A 23013-nucleotide genomic window follows, 5' to 3' on the forward strand; every position below is an offset into this window, starting at 1 on the left:
CAGTCGTAGCTCGAATAAACCCATCAAAGACTCCTCCATCAAGCGCTGGGGGAGTTATAAAGTTAACAACGTTAAGGAGTCAGCTTGTATGAAATCGAGATGGACAACGCCATTGTCTGCTGCCTTTATTGTCAGTGCTTTGAGTTCACCGTTTAGCCTCGCGGCCGAACCTGATACTCAAGAACCGCTGGTGATCCAGGAGCAAGGTAGCTTCACCGTGGGCGGCTCCATAACTACGGAGCCAGGAGAGTTTGACCCGCTGAACCCTACTCAGCCTGATGGTCAAACCTTTCGAGGAGACCACCTTTATACGTTTTACCAGATTCCAGACGAAGCTCGGCAACTGCCTATCGTTATGTGGCACGGCTTTGGGCAATTCTCCAAGACGTGGGAGTCCACCCCGGATGGGCGTGAAGGCTTCCAAAACATCTTTCTTCGTCGCCAATACCCTGTTTATGTAATTGACCAACCGCGTCGTGGTAATGCTGGTCGCAGCACGGTCGGTACCGAAATCGAACCCACCCCTGATGAGCAGTTTTGGTTTGGGCAGTTTCGCGTGGGCGTCTGGCCAGATTATTTCGAAGGCGTACAGTTCCCGACCGATGAGGAGACGCTCAATCAGTACTTCCGCTCTATGACACCAGATACTGGCCCATTCGATATCGACATCATGTCCGATGCCGTCTCTGCCCTGTTTGACGAGATTGGCCAAGGCATCCTGTTTACACATTCTCACAGTGGTGGCATGGGGTGGTCTGCAGCCATCAAGAATGAGGATATCGAAGCTATCGTTGCCTTTGAGCCAGGCAGTAACTTCGTCTTCCCAGAAGGCGAAGTACCTGCTCCTAAAGAAAGCTCCTTCGATACGCTGGAAGGGGTAGGGATTCCAATGGAAGATTTCGAAAAACTAACCGAGCTCCCCATTATCATCTTTTATGGCGACAATATTCCTGCAGAGCCCACCGATATTCCCACCCAAGACGCTTGGCGGGTAAGACTAGAAATGGCGCGCGAATGGAGAGATGCCGTCAACGAACATGGCGGCGATGTCACGCTGGTTCACCTGCCTGAGATTGGCATTGAGGGTAACACCCACTTCCCCTTCTCGGACTTGAACAACATCGAAATTGCCGATCAGGTTTCTGAGTTTCTGGCCGAGAAAGGATTAGATTAACGCTTTCTTCCGACTTTAATCATCAGCATCAACACTGCAATAGGACAAGGATGTCCTAACCCCGCTACAGCCTGTAATCGCCAGCAAAGCTGCTCAAAAATTCATGAATTTACCTCATCGGTTCATGCTGGATATCGGGCTTAATCTCATCAGTCAACTCCCTTACGCTGCTGTTAAAAGTACGCTCATCACTATTAGCGCGCTTTAGGTACCGTTTGTTTAATCTTTCAGGAGCACTATATGAAACACACTGTATTAAAGGCTGCCGTTATGGCAGCAATGACCAGCATTTCAGTGAGTGGAGCTTGGGCAGCGGATTACCAAAACAATCCATTTACCTTGACTTATGAAGGCGCAATTACTGAAAACGTAAATGGCGAGGTCAATATTCACCCGGTCAGCTATGAACTCAATGGGGTAGATATTGCAGCTAACGTCTACACACCCGCTGGTTATGATCCAGAACAGAGCTATCCAACGGTAGTAGTGGCACACCCGAATGGCGGGATAAAAGAACAAGTGGCAGGTTTGTATGCACAACGCCTAGCGGAACAGGGCTACATCACCATTGCCGCGGACGCGGCCTATCAGGGTGAGAGTGGTGGCGAGCCGCGCAATGTGGACACGCCCACAAACCGCATTGAAGACATCCATGGCATGGCGGATTTCATCACTCAATATCCGGGCGCCAATGAGCAAAGCTTAGCCTTACTCGGCATCTGTGGCGGTGGTGGATATTCATTGGCAGCCGCCAAAACGGATAAACGCTTCCAGTCAGTTGCAACGCTCAGTATGTTCAACTCGGGCCGCGTTCGTCGCAATGGCTATGTGGATTCGCAAATGGACACGATCCAAGAGCGACTGCAGGAGGCTTCGGAAGCTCGCGACCAGCAAGCGGCTGGCGGAGAAGTGCTGTATGCAGCTGAAGGTTTCACTGAACTGACTGACGAACAGATTGCAGAGCTTCCCTTTGAGCTCTATAGCCAGGGGGCTATCTATTACGGTAGAACCCATGCACATCCGAACTCGACTGCCCGATACACTCAGAGCAGTTTGCTAGATTTGATGCGCTGGGACGCTACTGACCAGATCGAATTGATCGACCAGCCGCTCTTAATGATCGCCGGTAGCGAGGCCGAAACCCTCTACATGACCGAGGATGCATTCAGCATGGCCACCGGCACAGAGGATAAGGAATTGTTCCTAGTTGATGGTGCGACACATATCGAAACCTACTGGGTTCCCGAATATGTCGATAGCGCCGTCGATGAACTGACTGAATTCTATGCCCGAACATTGTAATAGAGAATTGCATCACGGTCGGGCTGCTATCTGTGGCCCGACTCGCTCATATGGCCAATGAAGGTGTTGCAGTCATCACATCGAAACCGGCTTAAAGGAACCAGTGATACCCAAGTGTAGGCGAACATTAACTTCCTGACTTCATCCCTTATTGAGTACTGAAATGAAGAAGTATGCCCCCTATTTTGCCTTGTTTGCTTCAATTCTCTATTTACCCAGCGGGCAACTGCAGGCCGAGGAAAACCGTGTCCAGTTTCCTGATCTTGATGAGTTGGTGCACTACACAACCGTAAGGCGTGGCGATGTGATGGAACATATCATGACCACCCCCGAAGCCATGGAAGCCGTAGAGGAAGGACGTTCCATACCCTACGGAACGCATTTTGTGCTCGTTGACCATCGAGATGGCGAACTCTATCGCTACTTTGTCATGGAGAAAGGCGAAGGCTTTGGTGATGACTACGATACGTCACGTAGAACCGACGACTGGCAGTTTCAATGGTTTTGGCCAGATAGATCAATTAATACCGATGAAAATACAGCCCGCTGCCAATCTTGCCACCGTCGACAGGCGTCGAGTGATTACCTGTTTACTGGCTATCGGATACCCCGATTTGATGGTTCACCTGTCGAGTAATGTTAGGAGCACCACGTGAGTTCAATTTTTTTGATGAGGCTGATATTTGACCTCACTGCGGCAGGTCTGCTGCTGTTTGGCTTTTCTTATTGGTGGCTTGGTAATCTTGCCCATGAAGTAGCTGGGACTGCACTGTTTCTTCTCCTTATTATTCATAACCTTTTTAATCGGCGTTGGTATCGCACGATCCCAAACGCACGACGTGAACCGCGCGTGCTGTTCAACACCGTTGTAACGTTCATACTGATGGTTGTGATGTTGGCACTGATCGTCACCAGCGTGCTGATTTCTAATGCTTTATCTAGCGTTATGTCAGCTTATGGCGGCTTTACGGTGATGCAGATTCACACCATGGCAGCTTATTGGGCACTCGTCATCGTGGCCATTCATCTAGGGTTACGCTGGCCATTGCTTATGGGACTTGCTCGTAACGCTTTGGGCCTACATCGCACTAACATCGCGCGGACTGTTGTACTGCGATTAATCGCTATAACGATTGCGGCCCATGGTGTGTGGAGTTCGTTTGAGCTGGGGCTTGGAAGTAAATTATCCATGCAAATGACACTCGACTGGTGGAACTTCGAAGAATCAGTGGCAGGCTTTTTCATTCACTGCATAGCGATCGCCGGACTCTTCATGCTCTTGTCCTATTACACGTCACAAGGGTTGCAGTGGCGTAAACGCAAGGCAGGTAGGTCAATCCCCCATTTTTAGAGACACATTCAGAGGCTATTACGCGTTTTACCCCGCTGAACGCGTAATACATCAGCCATCACAGCAAGGGCTATTTCGGCCGGTGTTTTGCTACCTAACGACAGGCCTATGGGCATATGAAGACGCGCTATTTCAGCTTCGCTGAGCCCACCTGAACGACGAAGCCGCTCAGCCCTTGCGTGGGAAGTTCGTTGTGACCCCATGACACCGATGTAAAAAGCAGGAGTGCGCACGGCTTCAATCATGGCTAGGTCATCAATTCGAGGGTCATGCGTCAGTGCGACAATGGCGGTAGCGGCATGACAAGCGCCCGATGCAATGAATATAGAAGGTAGTTGAGCACGCACTTCCACACCTGGCACCTCAAAACCAGCCAGCGCCTCCTTCCGTGGATCGCAGATAATCACTTCATACCCCAACCCCAGAGCGAATTGAGCGCAGACCTCGGAGACAGGAGATATCCCCGCAATAATTAAACGGGTAGCTGGCGTTAAGCGGATGTGCGCCACATTGGTATTCGCGTCCCAGGTCACTCGCGGCCCAATGCCATCATCAACAACGAAGCTTCTCGCATTACTGTTAAGTTCAATACGCCGCGCCAATGCTTTTTGGCCTAGCAAGGTGTCACGGAATACCTCAAGGTGAGCTAAAGCATCTTGCTCAGGTGGCAGTCGTTCAATAAGAACATCGAGAATACCCCCACAAGGAAGGACAACGCCTGCGCCTTCCACACCGCCCCCACCATAGCGAAGAGTGGTCATTGGTATATCAAATTCACCCGCTGCCAGCCGTGCTAGAAAGTCCTCCTCAACACATCCACCTGACAGCGACCCGACATATTGTCCATCACTACTGACGACGAATAATGCACCCGGTGGACGTGGCGAGGAGCCATAGGTTCCCATCACGGTGCATAGCCACACGGTTGCACCTTCGCGTGCCCAAGCGAGTGCCTGCTCGATCACCCTTAGATCTAGATGCTGCATTGTCACCTCGTCAACTAGCTAAAGTGATAGGCAGCCGATGCGTCTGAGCACAGAAGCCTTTATGCCGAACACCATTTAATCTTAATAGTGGGTTAATTCAATGCTCTCGCTGCTGCACTTGAAGCGGGCACAATCATGAACAGCGCCACCAAAAGTGCTAGGCACACCATTATGCTGCCTCCCAAAACAGCCACTGATATTTGATGGCTGAGCAGAGTGGTTCCCGATAAAGGTGCATTGCTGGCATGGGCAAAAAAAGCGATCAAAATACCGAGCCCCAGTGTCCCTCCCATTTGATGGGCCACATTGACCATGCCTGAAGCTGCGCCTTGATCCTCAGAGTGGACTTGACTGACACCGGCGATGGTTAGCGGACCAAGTGCTGAGCCGTTTCCGAGTCCAATCAACAACATGGGTAACGCTACCCCAGCCCAATAGCTTGCATCCTCATCGGCTAGCGAAAGCCAAAACATGCCTACTGCGAGCAGCGCTAAAGAAAGGCACAACACAGCACCATTGCCAAAACGGCGTGTCAATATGGGCACCGAGAGTGCAGCGACAAAAGTCGGTATAGTCATGGGTAAGAAACCTATACCCGCTTGTAAAGGCGAGAAACCCAGCACGAGCTGCATAAACTGAGTGGCGAAAAAGAAAAAACTGACCATCGCACCAAGAAACAGTAGGCGCCCTAAATAGGCACCGACCCTTTCGCGACTGGCGAAGAGCCTTAAGGGTAGCATTGGCTGAGCAACACGCTGTTCAGTAACAATAAAAAGTGCAAGCAACCCAATCGAGATGGCTAACACTCCCAAGGTGCTCATTGCCAACCAGCCCACCTCAGTGGAGTGAACAATGGCATAAACCAATGCCCCCATTCCGAGGGTAGAGCTGACCGCACCTACCACGTCAAAAGCCCCTTTCTGCCGTGAGGTCTCGCTCAATACGCGCATTGCCATGACAATCAGAGCCAAGCCAATGGGCACATTCATAAAAAACCCCACTCGCCAAGAGAGCTGATCAGCAAATACTCCCCCTAGCACCAGCCCCAAGCTAGCACCGCCTCCCGCTACCATCGAATAATATGCCAATGCCCTCGTCCGCTCAGGCCCTTCGGGAAAGGTCGTTGAGATAAGCGCTAATACTGAAGGGGCTAAAATAGCTGCGCCTATTCCTTGTATCCCCCGCGCGATCACTAGCCAGTAAGGCGTTTGTGCCAAACCTATCGAAAGCGATGACAAGGTAAATATCCATAGTCCTACTAACAGCATTCGCTTACGGCCCAAAAGGTCGCCCGCGCGAGCGGCTAATAATAAAAAACCACCAAAAAAAAGTGTGTAGATATTTTGAACCCACGACAGACCCACTGGAGTAAAGCCGAGATCATCACGTATCTCAGGCAATCCCGTTACGACAATGGAGATGTCGAGAACAATCATTAAATAACTGATCAACACCACACCCAACACTGCGCTGGGGTGACCATTAATTAAGCGGCCGTCAGCCGACTCACTTGACGACATTATTCACTCCTTAAACCAAGGCATCTATTCTTAACCTGCAATTAGCGGGCATGGCTCATAATATTCAGGTGTCCTGAATAGGGTGAGGCAGCGATGGCGATACAGCGCATGCTGGAGCGTTGTGCTATGGCCTACCCATCAGCTCCGTAACAGCTAGTAGCGGTGCAAAAAGTAGTGATAAGACTTTAGCAAAAGGCAATTTTTATGATTAGATAGCAAAATATGGATGAGCTAATGAAGGAAATTCATCAATGTCGCGCGATAATTTCAATGATTTACACGCATTTCTCATGGTCGCCCAAAAGGGCAGCTTCACGCGGGCCGCTGCAGAGCTAGGTGTATCACAATCGGCTCTTAGTCATGCCATGCGCGGTTTAGAAGAAAGGCTGGGCATCCGCTTGTTAATGCGTACCACAAGAAGCGTCTCACCTACCAACGCAGGTGAACGGTTAATTCGCACCATAGGTCCTTGCTTTGAAGACATTCAGTCAGAGCTAACCGCCCTCAACGAACTACGTGACAAGCCAGCAGGTACTATCAGGCTTTCAAGTAGCAGCCACGCTGCCGATTATATTTTAATACCTAAGCTACAGCCGTTTTTAAAGGAGTACCCAGATATTCAAGTTGAGATCAATGTAGATAATGGATTAACGGATATTGTCTCTGAACGGTTTGATGCAGGTGTCCGGCTTGGCGAACGCGTCGCGAAAGATATGATAGCTACTCGTATAGGCCCTAATATGCGGATGGTTGTTGTAGCAGCACCAGATTATTTTGAGCATTATTCACAGCCAAAAGACCCCCATGAGTTGACTGAACATAATTGTATTAATTTCCGGTTTCCAACCCACGGTGGTTTATATATGTGGGAATTTGAGAAGAAAGGCCATGCAATGAACGTATCGACAGAGGGACAACTTATCGTCAACAATACACAACAACAAATAAATGCCACGTTAGCGGGCGTAGGGTTAGGTTTCGTCCCAGAAGATATGGTGGAGGAATACATTAAATCTGGGCAGCTAATTCAAGTGTTAGATGATTGGTGCCCTTCCTTCCCTGGATTTCATCTCTATTATCCAAATCGACGTCAACCATCGCCCGCTTTTTCACTGCTATTGGAGGCATTACGCTCATCTTCATAGGCGCGGCAATACTATTGATGAGTTAAATTCATAGCCACATCCCAATTTATACCTCTAATGCTTATTACGGCATGGCATTATGGTGATGCTATCTGATACATATTTTTAAAAATCAATCGCGTATCGGTCTAAAATCGCTACTCACTTGAAGGGGTATGTAGTTGAAATCTCGTTGGGAAAAAATTCTAGGTGTTCTATTACTTCTGGTTTTAACAATTGGCGTAGCTGGGTATGCTTACCTTCAATCTCCAAAATTTGGTGCGCCGCCCGATCAAGAGAGCTTAGCGCTTTTTCAACAATCTCCAAATTATTCAGACGGGATTTTTCATAACCTAGAGCCAATCCCTGAGATCACAACGGAATCAGACTCCGATCGCGGCTGGTTAGACTTTTTCTTTACTGGAGATAGCGGAAGAGCGCCCTCACAGGCGTTACCTACGGTAAAGACAAACTTACATGAATTAGAACAAAGCGAAGACATCATTGTTTGGTTAGGGCACTCCTCATTTTATGTACAAGTGGCGGGGCAACGTATTTTAATCGACCCAGTCCTTAGTCAAAATGCCTCACCTATCCCCTTCACCATCCAAGCATTTGAAGGGACGAGCATCTATACAGTAGAAGATATCCCTGATATCGATTATGTCTTAATTTCCCATGATCACTGGGATCATTTGGATTATCCCACGGTGATGGCGTTACAAGATCAAATCGATAACGTTATCGTAGGGCTGGGTGTGGGTTCACACTTTCGAAGCTGGGGATTTAATAATGATCAGATTATTGAAACCGATTGGAACACTCAAATAAGACTGGATGACGAACTAGTTATCCATGTACTTCCCGCACGTCATTATTCAGGCCGCCTGTTTCAACGTAATCAGACGCTTTGGGTATCTTTTGGCATTCAATCACCACAAAGGCAACTGTATTTCAGTGGTGATAGCGGCTATGGAAGCCACTTTCAAGTTATAGCCAATACGTTAGGCGCAGTAGATGTAGCCATGCTTGATTCAGGCCAATACGATGAACAATGGCGTTTTACGCACATGATGCCTGAAGATGCCGTTCAAGCTGGCCGCGACTTAGGCGCCACTGGGGTTATACCTGCTCACGTGGGAAGGTTTTCGCTCGCCTTTCACGACTGGGATGACCCATTCAATCAGTTGGCTAGTATTGAGCAAGATGATCCGTTCGGGCTGTTAACTCCACGTATTGGTGAAGTTATTGAGCTGGATGATTTAACAGAGCTTGATTTCACCCAATGGTGGGATATCGACGGCACTTCAGATGACTAAGAATAATTGGCTATTAAACCGTCTATTTAATGGATAATACCCTATGATTTATTTTCGTTTTACCTTATTGATGGCTACCTTATCAGCCTCTTCCACTCTATACGCGCAAGAACAGGAGAGTGAGAGTGACCTTCAAAGCGACGATGCGAATTTAATTGTCTATTTAACACGAACCAACAATACGAAAGCCGTCGCCTCTATGATTCATGAAGCAGTGGGCGGAGAACTTATTGAGCTAGCATTAGAATCGCCCTACCCTGAAGATTATGACGCTATCGTATCTCAAGTAGACGAAGAGAATGAAACGGGGTACCTTCCTCCTCTTGAGACAACCATCGATAACATAGAGCAATACGATACCATTTTTATTGGCTTTCCTACCTGGGACATGACACTACCTCCGCCAATGAAAAGCTTCTTGAGTGAATATGATTTAAGCGGGAAAACCGTTATCCCTTTTAATACTAATGGTGGTTACGGTTTAGGCAGCACATTGGAGGTTATTGAAGAATTGTGTGCTGGATGCCAGTTATTAGAAGCATTTGAGACGAAGGGTGGTTTAGAAAGGGATGGCATTCTACTAGCTATAGAAAATGAACGACAAGAAGAGGTTGAGGCTGACGTTTTAGCTTGGTTGGAAAGTATAGGCTACTCAGCATTGAGATGAGAGGCTGAGCAGTTAGAACTGTTGTGCGATTCTAGGCACTAGCGATTTTTTTCCAATTGCCAGTATGGCATCCCCATTATCTCATTAAAGTCTCTGAGAAATAGTGTATGCACATTTTTTGAGAATCATACCAAGTTTAGGTGAGAACGACAGAAATGTCGTTCTCAACAAAACTTGGCATAAGCGTAACGTGAAAACAGAGGCATATCGACGTCACCCCCTGATTGAGTAGCGCTACACTTTAGAGTCCGATCCTATGCGTCAGGAGATTGGACATGAAGAAGCGTTTTAGCGAAGAACAGATCATTGGTTTCCTGGGCGAAGCAGAGGCGGGACTGCCCATCAAGGACCTATGCCGTCGGCACGGTTTCTCGGAAGCCAGTTATTACCTTTGGCGCAGCAAGTTTGGCGGCATGAGCGTTCCCGATGCCAAGCGACTCAAAGAACTCGAAGCCGAAAATGGACGCTTGAAAAAGCTGCTCGCGGAGTCGTTACTGGAGATGGAGGTCACTCGCGAGGCACTGAGAAAAAAGTGGTGAGTGCCCCTGCACGCCGAGACGTGGTGCGCTTTATGGTGTCACGTGGTCTGAGTGAGCGCCGAGCGCTCCATGTCATCCGTATGAGTGCCAGTGCCTTGCGCTATCAATCGGTCCCTGACCGCAATGAGGCATTGCGTGAACGCATTGTTGCCTTAGCACACCGGCATCGTCGCTACGGTGCTGGCATGATCTACCTGAAGCTGCGTCAAGCCGGTGAACAGGTCAATCATAAGCGCGTCGAACGCCTCTACGCTGCGGCTCGGTTGCAGGTAAAACGGCGCAAGCGCAAGAAAGTTCCCATGTCGGAACGAAAGCCACTTGGCCGCCCTAGTGCCGCCAACCAGGTCTGGTCAATGGATTTTGTGTTTGACCGTACCGCAGAGGGACGAGTGATCAAGAACCTCACCATTGTCGACGACGCTACCCATGAAGCCGTGGCTATCGTGCCCGAACGGGCCATTGGCGGGCTATCTTTAACACGGATTCTGGATCATCTGGCGTTAAAACGTTGCCTACCTAGCGCCATTCGTACGGATAATGGCAGGGAATTCTGTGGGCGCGCCATGCTGTTGTGGGCTCATCTACATGGCGTTGCACTGTTTTTAATTGAACCTGGAAAACCCAATCAAAACGCCTACGTAGAATCGTTCAATGGGCGCTTTCGAGATGAATGTCTGAATGAGCATTGGTTCACCAGTCTTCATCACGCCAGAGCCGTCATCGAGGCGTGGCGACGGGAATACAACGAGGAAAGACCGAAGAAGAGTCTTGGCGGACTGACACCTTCAGCCTATGCCGAGCAACTGGTGTTAAAACACGATAAAGTTACTTCTGACTCTAAACTCGGGTGCTACTGAAGATGGGGTGACGTCGAACCCAAGGCTTGGCAGTAAGGAAAGAACGTTTCTCACTAACGAGCGGTGCATATCAAAATGTTGACATAGCGTTCTTTCGGACGGAAGTTTTAACCGGCCATCCTTAGGCAGTTCAGAGACGGAACAAACTCCTTAAGCCTCTCCAAAAGGTTCGGATCGATCTGGCTCATAACGACATCCAATAGACGATGCATACCACCTCTGCTATTTCATCGAATGCCGTTCTGGATGCAAGTCAAGCATCTCGCCGGCAAGCATTGCTAATCGCACCCTTCACACGCTGAGGAACACCTCTTAATAACCTTTGACATAGCGCCTCATAAACCCCCATCGCCAATGAGAAAATGATTTCTAAACATTATGACGATACAAGTTCTTCATGGATAAATACTTTTAAAAGGTGTCCACTAACCTGCTACGCAATAGTTAAAACTTTAAGGTTATTCGTGCCCCCGTGTGCATTCATCTCGTCACCACGAGTCAAGATCACATGATCACCTTTCTCAGCGATCCCTTTATCTACCACCAATGCTAGGGCTCGACCATTGAGTTCCTCGGCGCTAATTTCACTAGTGTCGAAAGGAAGAGAAACTACGCCGCGATAAAGTGCCATACGACGCTGGGCAACCGGATTGTGAGCGAGTCCGATAATGGGTAGGCCTGAGCTGATGCGCGATGCGATCAGCGGCGTATAGCCCGAGGCCGTCATGCAGGCGATGGCGCTAACCCCCGCCAGGTGATTTGCAGCGTACATGGCGGACAGCGCGATCGTCTCATCGATTTGACTAAAGCCCTCATGGATGCGATGACCCGATTCTTGGATGATGCGCTCACGCTCGGCGCCAAGACAGATACGGTTCATAGCTTCGATGGTTTCCACTGGAAAATCACCAGCTGCGGTTTCAGCAGAGAGCATGACAGCATCAGTGCCGTCGAGTACGGCGTTGGCCACATCGAACACCTCAGCCCGAGTGGGTAGAGGCGACACGATCATCGATTCCATCATTTGCGTAGCAGTAATCACCGCGCGGTTTAACGTACGAGCCTGTTTAATAATACGCTTCTGGACGCCTACTAGTTGAGCATCACCGATCTCAACACCCAGGTCTCCACGCGCCACCATAACCGCTTCACTGGCCTCAATAATGCCATCAAGGGTGGCGTTATTGGCAACGGCTTCAGCGCGTTCAAGTTTGGCGACCAAACCAATATCTGTTCCCGCTTCCCCAAGCAACAGACGGGCCTCTTGCATATCGGCGGCACTCCGAGGAAAGGACACCGCCAGATAGTCGACGCCGATCTCTACTGCTGTCTTAAGGTCAGCTTTGTCCTTTTCAGTCAGTGCTGGTGCCGAAAGGCCACCGCCCTGCTTATTGATACCCTTATTGTCGGAAAGTTTTCCTCCCACGACGACAGTGGTGTGAATTTGATTGCCAGCCACCTGGCTAACATCAAGTACTAAACGCCCGTCATCAAGCAGCAGACGATCGCCTGAGACTACATCCTTGACCAACATCTTATAATCGCAACCGACGCGCTCGTTATTGCCAGCGTTGCCCTCCATTGCCATATCCAGGACGAAAGTTTGGCCTTCCGTCAGTTCCACTGCCCCTGTTTCAAAACGGGCAATGCGAATTTTAGGGCCTTGTAGATCGCCCAGGGCGGCGACGCTACGGCCAAGACGATTGGCAATTTCTCTTACCCGCAATAATCGTTGACGATGATCTTCTGCCGAGCCATGGGAGAAGTTAAGGCGCACAACATCGACGCCAGCTTCTAACATCGCTTCAAGTACACCCTCTCGGTCACTGGCCGGGCCCAGAGTGGCAACGATTTTAGTACGTCGAAGAGGGTGTCGCGGTTGTGGTTTCATAATATGCCTTGAGAATAATCGAGGATCTGGTTCGGTATCATTATTCACTTGAAGCTGATTAATGATACCGCTCTAGTTCACTTTCGATAACTAACAGCCGATTGTACTTAGCCACGCGGTCGCTTCGGGAAAGCGAGCCAGTCTTAATCTGTCCAGCACAGGTGCCTACGGCTAAATCGGCTATGGTAGTATCTTCGGTCTCTCCCGAGCGGTGGGAAATCACCGTCGTAAACCCTGCATCTTGGGCCATCCGGATTGCATCGAGGGTCTCGGTGAGTGAACCGATTTGGTTGAACTTGATGAGAATGGAGTTGCCGATATTCCCATCAATGCCACGCTTAAGGATCTTTGTATTCGTAACAAAAAGATCGTCTCCGACCAATTGTATGGTTTCACCGAGCTTATCGGTTAAGCGCTTCCATCCTGCCCAGTCAGACTCGTCCAAACCATCTTCAATGGAGGTGATGGGGTACTGGTCACAAAGCTCAGCTAAGTAATCGATGAAGCCAGCAGCATCAAAGTGCTTATCCTCACCCATAAGGTGGTATTGACCATCGCTATAGAATTCGGATGAGGCGCAGTCCAGCGCCAACTTGACATCCTTGCCGAGCACATACCCGGCTCCTTTTACTGCCTGCTGGATTACATCAAGCGCCTCAGCGTTCGAGCTCAAAGTGGGGGCAAAACCACCCTCATCGCCCACCGAGGTGGACATACCACGTTCTAGGAGCACCTTCTTCAAGGCGTGGAATATTTCGGCACCCATCCGAAGACCTTCACGGAAATTCGGCGCACCGACTGGCTGCACCATAAATTCTTGAATATCGATATTGTTATCAGCATGCTCACCACCATTGAGAATATTCATCATCGGTACCGGCATCAGATAATGGCCCGGCTGCCCATAGAGCACGGCAATATGTGCATACAGTGGCATTCCTTTGGCAATGGCTGCCGCTTTGGCAGCTGCCAACGAGACGGCTAGGATGGCGTTGGCGCCAAGGGTGGCTTTATTGTCAGTGCCGTCGAGCTCAAGCATAGCCTCGTCGAGACTGCGCTGATCACAGGCGTCCATTCCGATCAGCTTGTCACGGATAACTCCATTAATGGCTTTGACAGCTTTTAGAACGCCTTTACCCAGGTAACGGGCCTTATCGCCATCACGCAGTTCTAAAGCTTCACGGGATCCAGTGGAAGCGCCGCTAGGGGAAAAAGCACTTCCTGTGGCTCCGCTTTCAAGGCGCACTTCAGCATATACGGTGGGGTTACCGCGTGAGTCGAGTACTTCAAGGGCACGGATATCGGCAATTTTTGTCATGGTTCTCTTCTTCAGTTGCATGAGCGGAGAGTAGACTGCGGGTATTCCACCAGTCCTCAACGTCTCCGCTTTAACGAGGCAATAAGCAATCAGATTGGGGCCTTATGCTTGTTTCTTTGCAGGGCCGCTTGCCATAAGAAGACCAACGCCCCGAGCCCTAGCCCGATGAGATCCGTCATCAATCCACCGGCGATCATGGCCAGCGCAGCAACGAGTAATAATACGCGCTGTATCCAATTGACTCGGCCATTGAGGAACCAGGCTTGAACGGCAGCTGCTAGCAAATAGATACCCACACCGGCAGTAATGGCTACGCGCAATATCTCGAACCAGCTACCCTCCATGAGCAATGCTGGGTTATAGAAGAACATGAAGGGTACGATGAAGGCTGCCAAGCCGAACTTGAAGGACGTAACGGCTGTTTTCAGCGGATCAGTACCTGCAATTGCCGCGGCAGCGTACCCAGCTAGGGCCACCGGTGGCGTAATTGCTGAGAGTACTGCGTAATAGAACACGAAAAAGTGCGCGACCAACGGCGGAATACCAATTTGCTGTAGTCCCGGCGCGACCACTGACGCTGCAACCGCATAGGCAGCTGTGGTAGGCATACCCATACCCAGAAGTATCGAAATACACATGGCGAAAAATAGCGCCAACAGATGGCTGGCATCCGCAATCCCTAGCAGCATGGAAGCAAAGCGAGCGCCAACGCCAGTAAGCGAAATGACGCCAACAATGATGCCCGCACAGGCGCATACCGCTATCAACGGAATCGCCATGCGTGCACCTAGAGATAGCGCATTTAGCAGCGCCTTAGGGCCCATCCAGTGTGGAGTAAACCAAGAAACTACCGCGGCACTGATCATCGCAAGGGTACCGGCACGAATTACCGAATAGCCCATGTATAGGGTGCTCACCAGAATAACGATGGGTAGGAAAAGATAGACTTGTTTAACCAACTGTTTAAAAACGGGAAGTTGATCCCGAGACAGGCCCTGCATGCCGTCGCGGCGAGCTTCTAGGTCTACCATGAAGTAAATCGAAAGGAAGTAGAGTGCAGCCGGCAGCAACGCAGCCACGGCGATCTCGGTATAGGGTATACCGGTGACCTCCGCCATAATAAAGGCACCTGCCCCCATAATCGGAGGGACTATCTGCCCACCGGTTGAAGCAGCAGCCTCAATGCCACCAGCACTGCGCGGGTGATAGCCTACTTTCTTCATCAAAGGGATCGTCAACGACCCAGTAGCCACCACGTTACCAGCAGAAGTTCCATTGATCATACCCATCAAGCCAGAGGCAAACACCGCAACCTTAGCGGGCCCACCTCGGGTGCGCCCGGCTGCCGCAAAGGCGAAGTTCACGAAGTAATCGCCCACACGGGATGCTTGCAGGAACGCCGCAAAGGTAATGAACAAAATAATGTATGTGGAGGATACTGCGGTAGTGGGTCCGAGAACGCCATTGTCAGTGTAGAGGTAGGTGAAAAAACGCGATGCCGTATAACCACGATGCTCAAGCAGACCCGGCAAGTAAGGCCCCGCAAATGCATAGATTAGAAACACCGCGGTTATAACAATAAGAGCCAGTCCAGCCACACGTCTGGTCAGCTCCATAATTAGCGCAACCCCCACCGCGGCCACGAGAAAGTCATTTTGGTTGGCCATAGGCATGCCCGCCGTCATACGCCAACGGTTGAGCACTAGTACAAGGTACCCGGCGACCAGAACCGAGGCAATAATGAGTACGATATCAGCCCAATGTATCGAGTGACTTGAACTTCGCCCAACCCAACTGCCGATCATCGCAATGGCACTTGCCACAACCAATGCCCAGCTCAAATGAGCCAGAACCCAATTAGAAGGGGTCGTTCCCTGAATATCGCGCTGAAACCAAGCAAGGACCAAACAGAAGCTAGCGTAGCCAACAGCGGCTATCGCAGGTATTAGGGCCAACCATTCTCGCTGGGCAACGCGCACTTCTCCGCCGCTGCGATCCAGGCTCATCGCTGCGGTTATGGCAAACCCAACGGCTAAGCCTCCGGCTACGTGGAGAATGCGAAACGTCCAGGTTTCGATGGGTGAAACATTGAGCGCATAAAGATGCATCGCAGTAAACAGTACACATGCAATGAACACTGTCTTACCGAGCAATCCGGATAACTCGCGCTCATTATGAGCGAGGGGAACATCGGAGACGCTATCAGTACCGATCTTCTCCTCTGCTCCTTGAAGTAGAGTATCTTGAGTCATTCCTGGTCACCTTGGAGGTTACAGTTACCCGCTAGTTTGAAGAGACAATGCGCCAACCGTTAGCCGACGCATTGAATAATTAATAATCAGCCACGTAGGTCTTCAGGAATCTCGTAGCCATTCTCTTCGAACCAACGAACCGCACCTGGGTGCCACGGAATGAAGGAATTATGCTCTGCGTTTTCAGGTATCGTTTCGCGTGCCGAGCCATGTACTTGTAACATCCTCTCCTGGCTTTCCATTACCGTCTTAGTAACCTCATAAACGAAGGACTCAGACATATCCTTATGCGTAATGGCAAAATTCCACAGTGAGATAGCTGGCACATCTTCCTCAAGGCTGGTGTATGCGGATGCAGGAATCGTTCCCTGGCTCAACTCTGGGTAGTCATCAAGGAATTTACTCATTTCCTCTTCGGAAAATGAGAAAATATTAACGTCAGCCTGAGCCTCAAGCTGGCTGAAAGCCGAAACAGGAATGCCTGAAGCGAAAGCAAAGGCGTCAATTAATCCATCTTGAACCTGGCTCGCCTGATCGGCAGCCCCACCATTACGAGTGTCGACCTCTATATCCAACTTTTCGAAGAGTTGGGGAAAATACATATCGCCCGTGCCACCAGCAGGCCCAATACCAACCGTCTTACCATCCAGGTCGGAAATTGAGTCAATGTCAGACCCCTCAAGCGAGATAACTTGGAGAGCTGTTTGGTACATTGGGAAAACAGCGCGAATGTCCTTATGCTCTACACCAGGTGCAAGGTCACTTTCACCATTCCAAGCTTGAAAGGCAGGGCCAGTCGTCACCATGCCGAATTCACTTTCGCCCATTTGGACAAGGGTAACGTTCTGCACCGGGCCCCCTGTTACTTCAGCACCAAAGGTCGACCCGGTTGCTTCCCCGACTAGATTTCCCCAACCAGAGCCATAAATATAATAAGTGGCACCTTGACTCCCGGTCGCAATAGAAAGACTCTCGGGCCAGTTCTCTTTTCCTTCTTCAGCGATAGCACTTCCAACAGTGCCTCCGAGCAATACGGCTGCTACAACTTTTGTAATTTTCATAGTAAGTACTCCGTTAATTTGTAATTATTTATTAAAGCTAGAACCCAAAAAATTTATGAATAGATGATAAACCCCTCCTTTATTGATTTGGTTAATTTACAATGGCTTAGGGAACTAGCATGAAATAGCCTAATGATTGATTCACATCTATCACTGAGCAACTGATCTGCTTTCTCAATAGCCTCCGCTAAACTCATTGGCCCATCTACTAGCGAAAATGCAGCAGAAACACCTTGTGAGTAAGAGGCACGCCACCCCTCCCCTAACTGCCCAGCGATTATTACCACGGGTATATCCCTTTCACTGGCAAGTCTGGCAATGCCAATCGGCGTTTTACCTGCCAAACTTTGACCATCTAAACGCCCTTCTCCTGTAATGACTAAGTCAGCATCATTAAGATGATTATTAAAGTTGACTTGTTGCATTACAACGTCGATACCAGGCTTAAGCGTTGCCTTTAAAAAAGCCATTGCCGCATAACCCATTCCCCCAGCAGCACCAGCACCTGGAAAATCGCTGACATCGACGCCAGTCACTTCGCTGACTTTTTGGGAGAAATTGGCTAGCAATGCGTCAAGGACAGAAACATCCGCTGGCGAGGCGCCTTTTTGGGGGCCATAAATCGCACTGGCCCCATTAGCGCCTAAAAGGGGGTTATCAACATCAACCGCTGCTACTACTTGTAAATCTTTTAAACGTTGATCCAATCCCGAAAGATCAACTTTATCCAGCTTAAATAAGCTCTCAGTCACGGGAGGGAGTTCACTACCCTCTTTATCGAGAAGCTTCCCCCCTAAAGCAACTAGCATTCCAGCCCCAGCGTCATTAGTCGCACTTCCGCCTAATGTTATAACAAGAGACTTAGCGCCCTTATTTAAAGCTTGATTAATGAGCTGTCCAACCCCATACGTAGTACTTCTGTAAATGGAGTTCTTTTCAACATCGACATACTGAAGCCCGCAGGCTTCTGCCAGCTCCACATAAGCTGTTGAGCTAGCGCTATGCCAACCCCACGCGGCACGACGCGATCCACCAAAAGCATCAACTACTTCTGTATGGAACACGGCAGCCCCCGTAGAGGAAACTAAGGCATCAAGGGTTCCTTCTCCCCCATCGCCCATAGGGCACTTAATAGTGATTGCGTGTGGGAAAGCACGGACGATACCTTTTTCCATCGCAACCGCTGCAGCCTGAGCCGATAACGCGCCTTTATAACTATCAGGAGCAATAACAATTTTCATTTACTAGCCCCTCTACAGAGGAAAGCCGTAGGCATTAAGCATCAAAATAACACCACTGATGCTCTCAGCCGCTTCAAGAACATACGTTTTGAAGCCACGACCATGCCTTTATTGTTGTTCAATATCAGAACAGATGGCCTGAGTAACATCGCGCGTATTCGCTGAGCCACCGAGGTCTTTTGTTTGTAGGCCAGAGGCAGTCAGCCGCTCAACGGCTGCCATTAGTCGTTCAGCCGCAGTAGCTTCCCCCAAGTGCTCCAGCATCATGGCAGCTGTCCAAAAGGACCCCACTGGGTTGGCAATACCTTGCCCGGCGATATCAAATGCTGAACCATGGATAGGTTCAAACATGGAAGGGTAAGTCCTTTCTGGATTCAGGTTTGCGGTGGGCGCAATACCTAGACTGCCTGAAAGGGCAGCTGCCAAATCAGATAAAATGTCTGCATGGAGGTTGGTTGCAACAATAACGTCCATCGTCTCCGGCTTGAGAACCATGCGAGTAGTCGCAGCATCCACAAGCTCCCGATCAATTTTTACATCAGGGAAGTCTTTTGCGACTTCAAAGAACACCTCATCCCACAGCACCATGCCGTGCCGCTGAGCGTTAGACTTAGTGACTAGCGTCAGTTTTTTGCGAGGACGGCTTTGTGCTAGTTTGAACGCAAAACGATGGATTCGCTCGATCCCTTTCCGCGTGAAAACAGACACCTCAGTACCGACTTCCTCAGGGTGTCCTTGGTGAACTCGGCCACCGTTACCTGAATATTCACCTTCGCTATTTTCTCTAACAATTACCCAATCAATCTCTTCAGCGCCTTTTAAGCGGCTGTTAACACCTGGCAGGACCCGAGCGGGACGTACATTCGCGTATTGATCAAAGCCTTGGCAGATAGCGAGCCGAAGCTCCCAAAGGGAAACGTGATCGGGAACATCTTGGCTACCCACGGCACCGAAGTAGATAGCGTCAAATTTTGAAAGTTTTTCTAGCCCTCCTTCAGGAATGTACTCGCCCTGGCTAAGGTAGCGCTGGGAGCTCCAATCAAAGTCTTCGAATTCAAAATGGAAATTCCCACTTTTTTTCGCCAACGTTTCAAGCACTTTTTTGCCTGCCTCAATCACTTCGAGGCCGATTCCATCACCAGGAATAACTGCAACGCGATGACTACGCATATATAATGCTCCTACCTATCTAATTTTTTATATGAAAATACGTTTGCTTGGCACTACAGACATTAGATGACAAGGTGAAATGACTTCAATATACTTCCAGTTAATACAGAAACAACCAAGAGTTAATAATCATGGTTAGTAGTGATTTCGAGTTTTTTATATTAATTTGTCAATCTGGAAGCATATCTAAAGCAGCTAAGGATTTTGATATAACTCCAGCCGCAGCCAGCAAACGACTTTCTAATATTGAAAAAAATATTGGTTGCCAGCTTATATCCAGGTCCACCCGTTCCATGAGTCTTACAGCTAATGGGAAGTTATACTTAGAATACGCCCGAAAAGTTACATCAACTTTAGAAGAAATGAGCTTAGCATTACGTCAAAAGACTGACGAAGCCGAAGGCCCAATCAGAATTAATGCACCATTCGGATTTGGGAGAAAGTATATTTCAAAGTTTGTTTCAGACTTTATAGAAGAGCACCCTAAAATTGAATGCCAGCTGCATCTATCAGATCATCCTTTGAATTTAATCACCAACTCCTTTGATATCGGGATCCGGTTCGGTTCACTACCAGACTCTGGTTTACACGCTAGGAAAATTGCCTCACATAGACGTTTTTTGTGTGCCTCACCTAGTTATTTTGCTACTAAAAATGAACCCACAACACCTCATGAACTCTCTCATCACAATTGTATAGTACTTAGACAAAATGACGAAACTTACGGTAACTGGCATTTCACAAAAGAAGATCAAATTTACCATGTCCGGGTCGGAGGAAACTTAAGTTCCAATGACGGCGAAAGCGTTCTAAGCTGGGCTCTAAAGGGGCATGGTATCGCGATAAGGGCAGAATGGGACGTTTACCATCATTTAAAGCAAGGGACTTTAAAGAAGGTTCTTAGTGACTATCAACTTCCTAATGCAGATATATATGCTGTTTACCCTTATAAGCAGAACATTCCTATTCGGCTAAGAATGTTCATTGATTATTTAGCTGAGAAAATGAAAATAATTCCATTTGAAAGGCATGACAAAACTTAATAGAACGGCCTAAGCCACGTTTACTTGAGAAATCAGCCAAGGTTATGAGAGAGACGCTGATCTTTAATAAAAAGAGAAATTATCGTTTTCGCTTTATCTTGATAAAAATTCAAACGTGCGTACAGTAAAGTAATTAAACCTCGTATTTTTCCACATAAAGCTCCAGCACCATTGGCACATATCAAGGATATTATTGTAAATGAGCTGATTTGAATTTAGGACAAAAATAACCCAATAAAAAACACCCCCAAGAAACCTTGGGGGTAAGGCCATTTCTGCCTTGCGGCGGTTGGTATCATTACCGATGCTTTCTTCCAGTCCTAATATCAGCTGCCTATTCGGCGGTTCACTCTCCAATAAAGATGGCGCATATGCCTTCGTTTTTTTCAGCCGCCTATTCGGCGTTTCACTAGATGTACCTAACATATATACAATAGACACCAATCAGATAAAATTTAAATTTAAATTTAAATTTAAATTTTCCTTCATAAGGCCTGAGAATAAGCTATTGATACAAATAAATAATGAATACTAATATTTAGGTAATTTGTCTAAGGTAAGGCACAGTACCCATGTGGGTCTGAGTAGTCGCGAATCCATAGCTGTTGTATCTGGCATCAGTCCGCTCTGCTGAACAACGCTGTATAAATAGTGGGAAGCGCTGTCCCGACGACAGACTATCCATCGGTATGATATGGCATTGATTAGCTACACGGCTCATTTGCGGGCTAATGGGAACGAATGGCTCCCCACGCTCGAATGCGCGCTTTTGGCCACGTATTAATCTACGCCTTGCCTCACCAGGAAAAAACTTGACGATACTTTGGTTGCGAACAAATTTAACTTCATAAACATCAGGAGGGACTTGTCTAATTTCGCTGACAGTTATAAAACCTTGTTCCTGCATAATTTTAAAATATTGCATTGCTGACAAGCATGCTAATTTATTTTCTTCTTTGCTGATGAAGGCAACAGAACCACCTAATGTTTCATCTGTCCATCCAGGAAAAGTTATGCCAATCATTGAGTCTTGACACTTACTCATAAGACTATGTAAAACAGCTATACACTTACCTGCTAAGAATGAATAATCGGCACCAGGTATAATATATTGGATAAAAAAATAATATCTCATATATCACCTTTTTTAATTCCTTTTTGAAACATTCCACCTTTAACTAAAACTGACATAAAAAAGTGTGAATGCGAGCTAACGCAACCAGTTTTAATTATTTCATTAGTTAACACATCAACCTTTGATAGCAAAGAATAATAGTCCAGCCCCGTTGTTGGTTCGCGCATAGCCAAAACTCTTTGACGGTCTGCTCCGTACTCACTGACTCTCAAGGGATACTCAGCATCATTATCCATCCACCAATCATCAATTTTTTGAATTGCAGCACCCACTTTATATGATCCAAAACTGACAGCTTGTCGTCCATCAGGTAAAGTCACCTTCAAATATTGCTTTGTCGCAATCCTTGCACTACCCTCATAACCATTTTTGCTTTTTTCAGTAAAAACTTGGCTCGGATATATTTCTTGACAAAAACCAGCGTTTATAGTGGCGTTAACATCTATAAACAGATATTCCTCGGGTATCGAAAGTGCCCTTGTCAGCTCTTCTGAAAATTCATCTAAAGTTTTGTCGTCTTCCTGTTTCCATAAAGACCCCCACTCTTTATGCTGAGCTCCTCTAATATTGTATTTATTTTCATTTGAAGTAATCACTTCAACAGATACACCCTGCGCCTTCTTGTTTCGCCACAGCCATTCAGCCGACAAAATATTTTTTGCATAACGCATAGCTAGCTCTTTATACCCGCCCGCTTTCAAATATTCGTCAGCAAATAATTTTAATAAATTGTTAATTTCTGAATCGTCGCAAACGCGTGGTTCCAAACTGTTAGCAATCACACGGAGAGAAAAGCGACAATATATAACATCAACCAAAGGTGGTACATAACATGTTTCAATAGTTATAAGGTTAGCATGACCTAAGCCGCTTGTTTCCCTCGGTCTTGCAGCACCGGTTGACATATACCCGTCGGTAAAAGTGGCTTTCGGAGCACGTAGCCTCATCACCTCAGCTTGGAGTGGCTCAAACTCACTCGTAGCAGTACGATAGTAAAAAACGGCTTTTCCAGGATTCAGAGACCGCTCATAGCTAAGATGCTTAAAAGGGTTCATTGTTTTGA

The 23013-nt window shown here is 48.2% G+C and carries 19 protein-coding genes; 9 read left to right on the forward strand and 10 right to left on the reverse strand.

Features of this window, described 5'->3' with window-relative positions:
• The first annotated feature begins 88 nt into the window (after nt 1-88).
• The 4 genes from HZU72_RS10995 to HZU72_RS11010 all read left to right on the forward strand — a co-directional run bounded on the left by HZU72_RS10995 (nt 89) and on the right by HZU72_RS11010 (nt 3827).
• Complete coding sequence (locus HZU72_RS10995; protein WP_180091834.1) at nt 89-1174, forward strand: alpha/beta hydrolase; 1086 nt, start codon at nt 89-91, stop codon at nt 1172-1174.
• 240 nt (nt 1175-1414) lie between these two features.
• Complete coding sequence (locus HZU72_RS11000; RefSeq protein WP_180091835.1) at nt 1415-2476, forward strand: alpha/beta hydrolase; 1062 nt, start codon at nt 1415-1417, stop codon at nt 2474-2476.
• Between the two features lie 163 nt (nt 2477-2639).
• Nucleotides 2640-3113 (forward strand): cytochrome P460 family protein, encoded by a 474-nt coding sequence (locus tag HZU72_RS11005; protein ID WP_180091836.1) that lies wholly within the window; start codon nt 2640-2642, stop codon nt 3111-3113.
• Between the two features lie 15 nt (nt 3114-3128).
• A complete protein-coding gene (locus HZU72_RS11010; protein WP_180091837.1) occupies nt 3129-3827 on the forward strand; it encodes a DUF4405 domain-containing protein in 699 nt (232 codons plus the stop codon).
• Nucleotides 3828-3835: 8 nt separating this feature from the next.
• Here the strand turns inward: HZU72_RS11010 and HZU72_RS11015 are convergent, their stop codons facing one another.
• Both HZU72_RS11015 and HZU72_RS11020 read right to left on the reverse strand, forming a co-directional pair.
• A complete protein-coding gene (locus tag HZU72_RS11015; protein ID WP_180091838.1) occupies nt 3836-4813 on the reverse strand; it encodes an XdhC family protein in 978 nt (325 codons plus the stop codon).
• Between the two features lie 92 nt (nt 4814-4905).
• The gene (locus tag HZU72_RS11020; RefSeq protein WP_180091839.1) at nt 4906-6333 is read right to left on the reverse strand and encodes an MFS transporter; all 1428 of its coding nucleotides are present in this window, start codon (nt 6331-6333) and stop codon (nt 4906-4908) included.
• Between the two features lie 251 nt (nt 6334-6584).
• On the opposite strand from HZU72_RS11020, the gene HZU72_RS11025 reads away from it, so the two are divergent.
• The 4 genes from HZU72_RS11025 to HZU72_RS11040 all read left to right on the forward strand — a co-directional run bounded on the left by HZU72_RS11025 (nt 6585) and on the right by HZU72_RS11040 (nt 10839).
• Nucleotides 6585-7478, forward strand: coding sequence for a LysR family transcriptional regulator (locus HZU72_RS11025; RefSeq protein WP_180091840.1), 894 nt, complete (start codon nt 6585-6587; stop codon nt 7476-7478).
• Nucleotides 7479-7639: 161 nt separating this feature from the next.
• Complete coding sequence (locus HZU72_RS11030) at nt 7640-8776, forward strand: MBL fold metallo-hydrolase (RefSeq protein ID WP_208458039.1); 1137 nt, start codon at nt 7640-7642, stop codon at nt 8774-8776.
• 43 nt (nt 8777-8819) lie between these two features.
• On the forward strand, nt 8820-9443 hold the full coding sequence (locus tag HZU72_RS11035) for a flavodoxin family protein (protein WP_208458040.1): 624 nt from the start codon (nt 8820-8822) through the stop codon (nt 9441-9443).
• A 275-nt stretch (nt 9444-9718) separates the two neighbouring features.
• Nucleotides 9719-10839, forward strand: a protein-coding gene (locus HZU72_RS11040; protein WP_180091841.1) for an IS3 family transposase whose coding sequence is annotated in 2 segments (ribosomal slippage) — nt 9719-9977 and nt 9977-10839 — 1122 coding nt in all. Because the reading frame shifts where the segments join, the coding sequence is not laid out codon by codon here.
• Nucleotides 10840-11272: 433 nt separating this feature from the next.
• Here the strand turns inward: HZU72_RS11040 and pyk are convergent.
• The 6 genes from pyk to HZU72_RS11070 form a co-directional block, all read right to left on the reverse strand.
• Complete coding sequence (gene pyk / locus HZU72_RS11045) at nt 11273-12730, reverse strand: pyruvate kinase (RefSeq protein ID WP_180091842.1); 1458 nt, start codon at nt 12728-12730, stop codon at nt 11273-11275.
• Between the two features lie 58 nt (nt 12731-12788).
• Nucleotides 12789-14048, reverse strand: coding sequence for a phosphopyruvate hydratase (eno, locus tag HZU72_RS11050; RefSeq protein ID WP_179916416.1), 1260 nt, complete (start codon nt 14046-14048; stop codon nt 12789-12791).
• Nucleotides 14049-14137: 89 nt separating this feature from the next.
• On the reverse strand, nt 14138-16300 hold the full coding sequence (locus tag HZU72_RS11055; RefSeq protein ID WP_179916415.1) for a TRAP transporter permease: 2163 nt from the start codon (nt 16298-16300) through the stop codon (nt 14138-14140).
• An 86-nt stretch (nt 16301-16386) separates the two neighbouring features.
• A complete protein-coding gene (locus HZU72_RS11060) occupies nt 16387-17361 on the reverse strand; it encodes a TAXI family TRAP transporter solute-binding subunit (RefSeq protein ID WP_180091843.1) in 975 nt (324 codons plus the stop codon).
• Between the two features lie 53 nt (nt 17362-17414).
• Nucleotides 17415-18602, reverse strand: coding sequence for a glycerate kinase (locus HZU72_RS11065; protein ID WP_180091844.1), 1188 nt, complete (start codon nt 18600-18602; stop codon nt 17415-17417).
• 108 nt (nt 18603-18710) lie between these two features.
• Nucleotides 18711-19772, reverse strand: coding sequence for a tartrate dehydrogenase (locus HZU72_RS11070; RefSeq protein ID WP_180091845.1), 1062 nt, complete (start codon nt 19770-19772; stop codon nt 18711-18713).
• 131 nt (nt 19773-19903) lie between these two features.
• Between HZU72_RS11070 and HZU72_RS11075 the strand changes: the two genes are divergently transcribed.
• Nucleotides 19904-20815 (forward strand): LysR substrate-binding domain-containing protein, encoded by a 912-nt coding sequence (locus HZU72_RS11075; protein ID WP_208458041.1) that lies wholly within the window; start codon nt 19904-19906, stop codon nt 20813-20815.
• Nucleotides 20816-21353: 538 nt separating this feature from the next.
• Here the strand turns inward: HZU72_RS11075 and cas6f are convergent.
• Both cas6f and csy3 read right to left on the reverse strand, forming a co-directional pair.
• A complete protein-coding gene (gene cas6f / locus HZU72_RS11080; RefSeq protein ID WP_180091846.1) occupies nt 21354-21950 on the reverse strand; it encodes a type I-F CRISPR-associated endoribonuclease Cas6/Csy4 in 597 nt (198 codons plus the stop codon).
• Nucleotides 21947-23005 (reverse strand): type I-F CRISPR-associated protein Csy3, encoded by a 1059-nt coding sequence (gene csy3, locus HZU72_RS11085; RefSeq protein WP_180091847.1) that lies wholly within the window; start codon nt 23003-23005, stop codon nt 21947-21949. Before csy3 ends, cas6f begins: the two co-directional genes overlap by 4 nt.
• Nucleotides 23006-23013: the final 8 nt, after the last annotated feature.

It is taken from the genome of Vreelandella sedimenti (assembly GCF_013416325.1).
GTDB classification, from domain to species: Bacteria; Pseudomonadota; Gammaproteobacteria; order Pseudomonadales; family Halomonadaceae; genus Vreelandella; species Vreelandella sedimenti.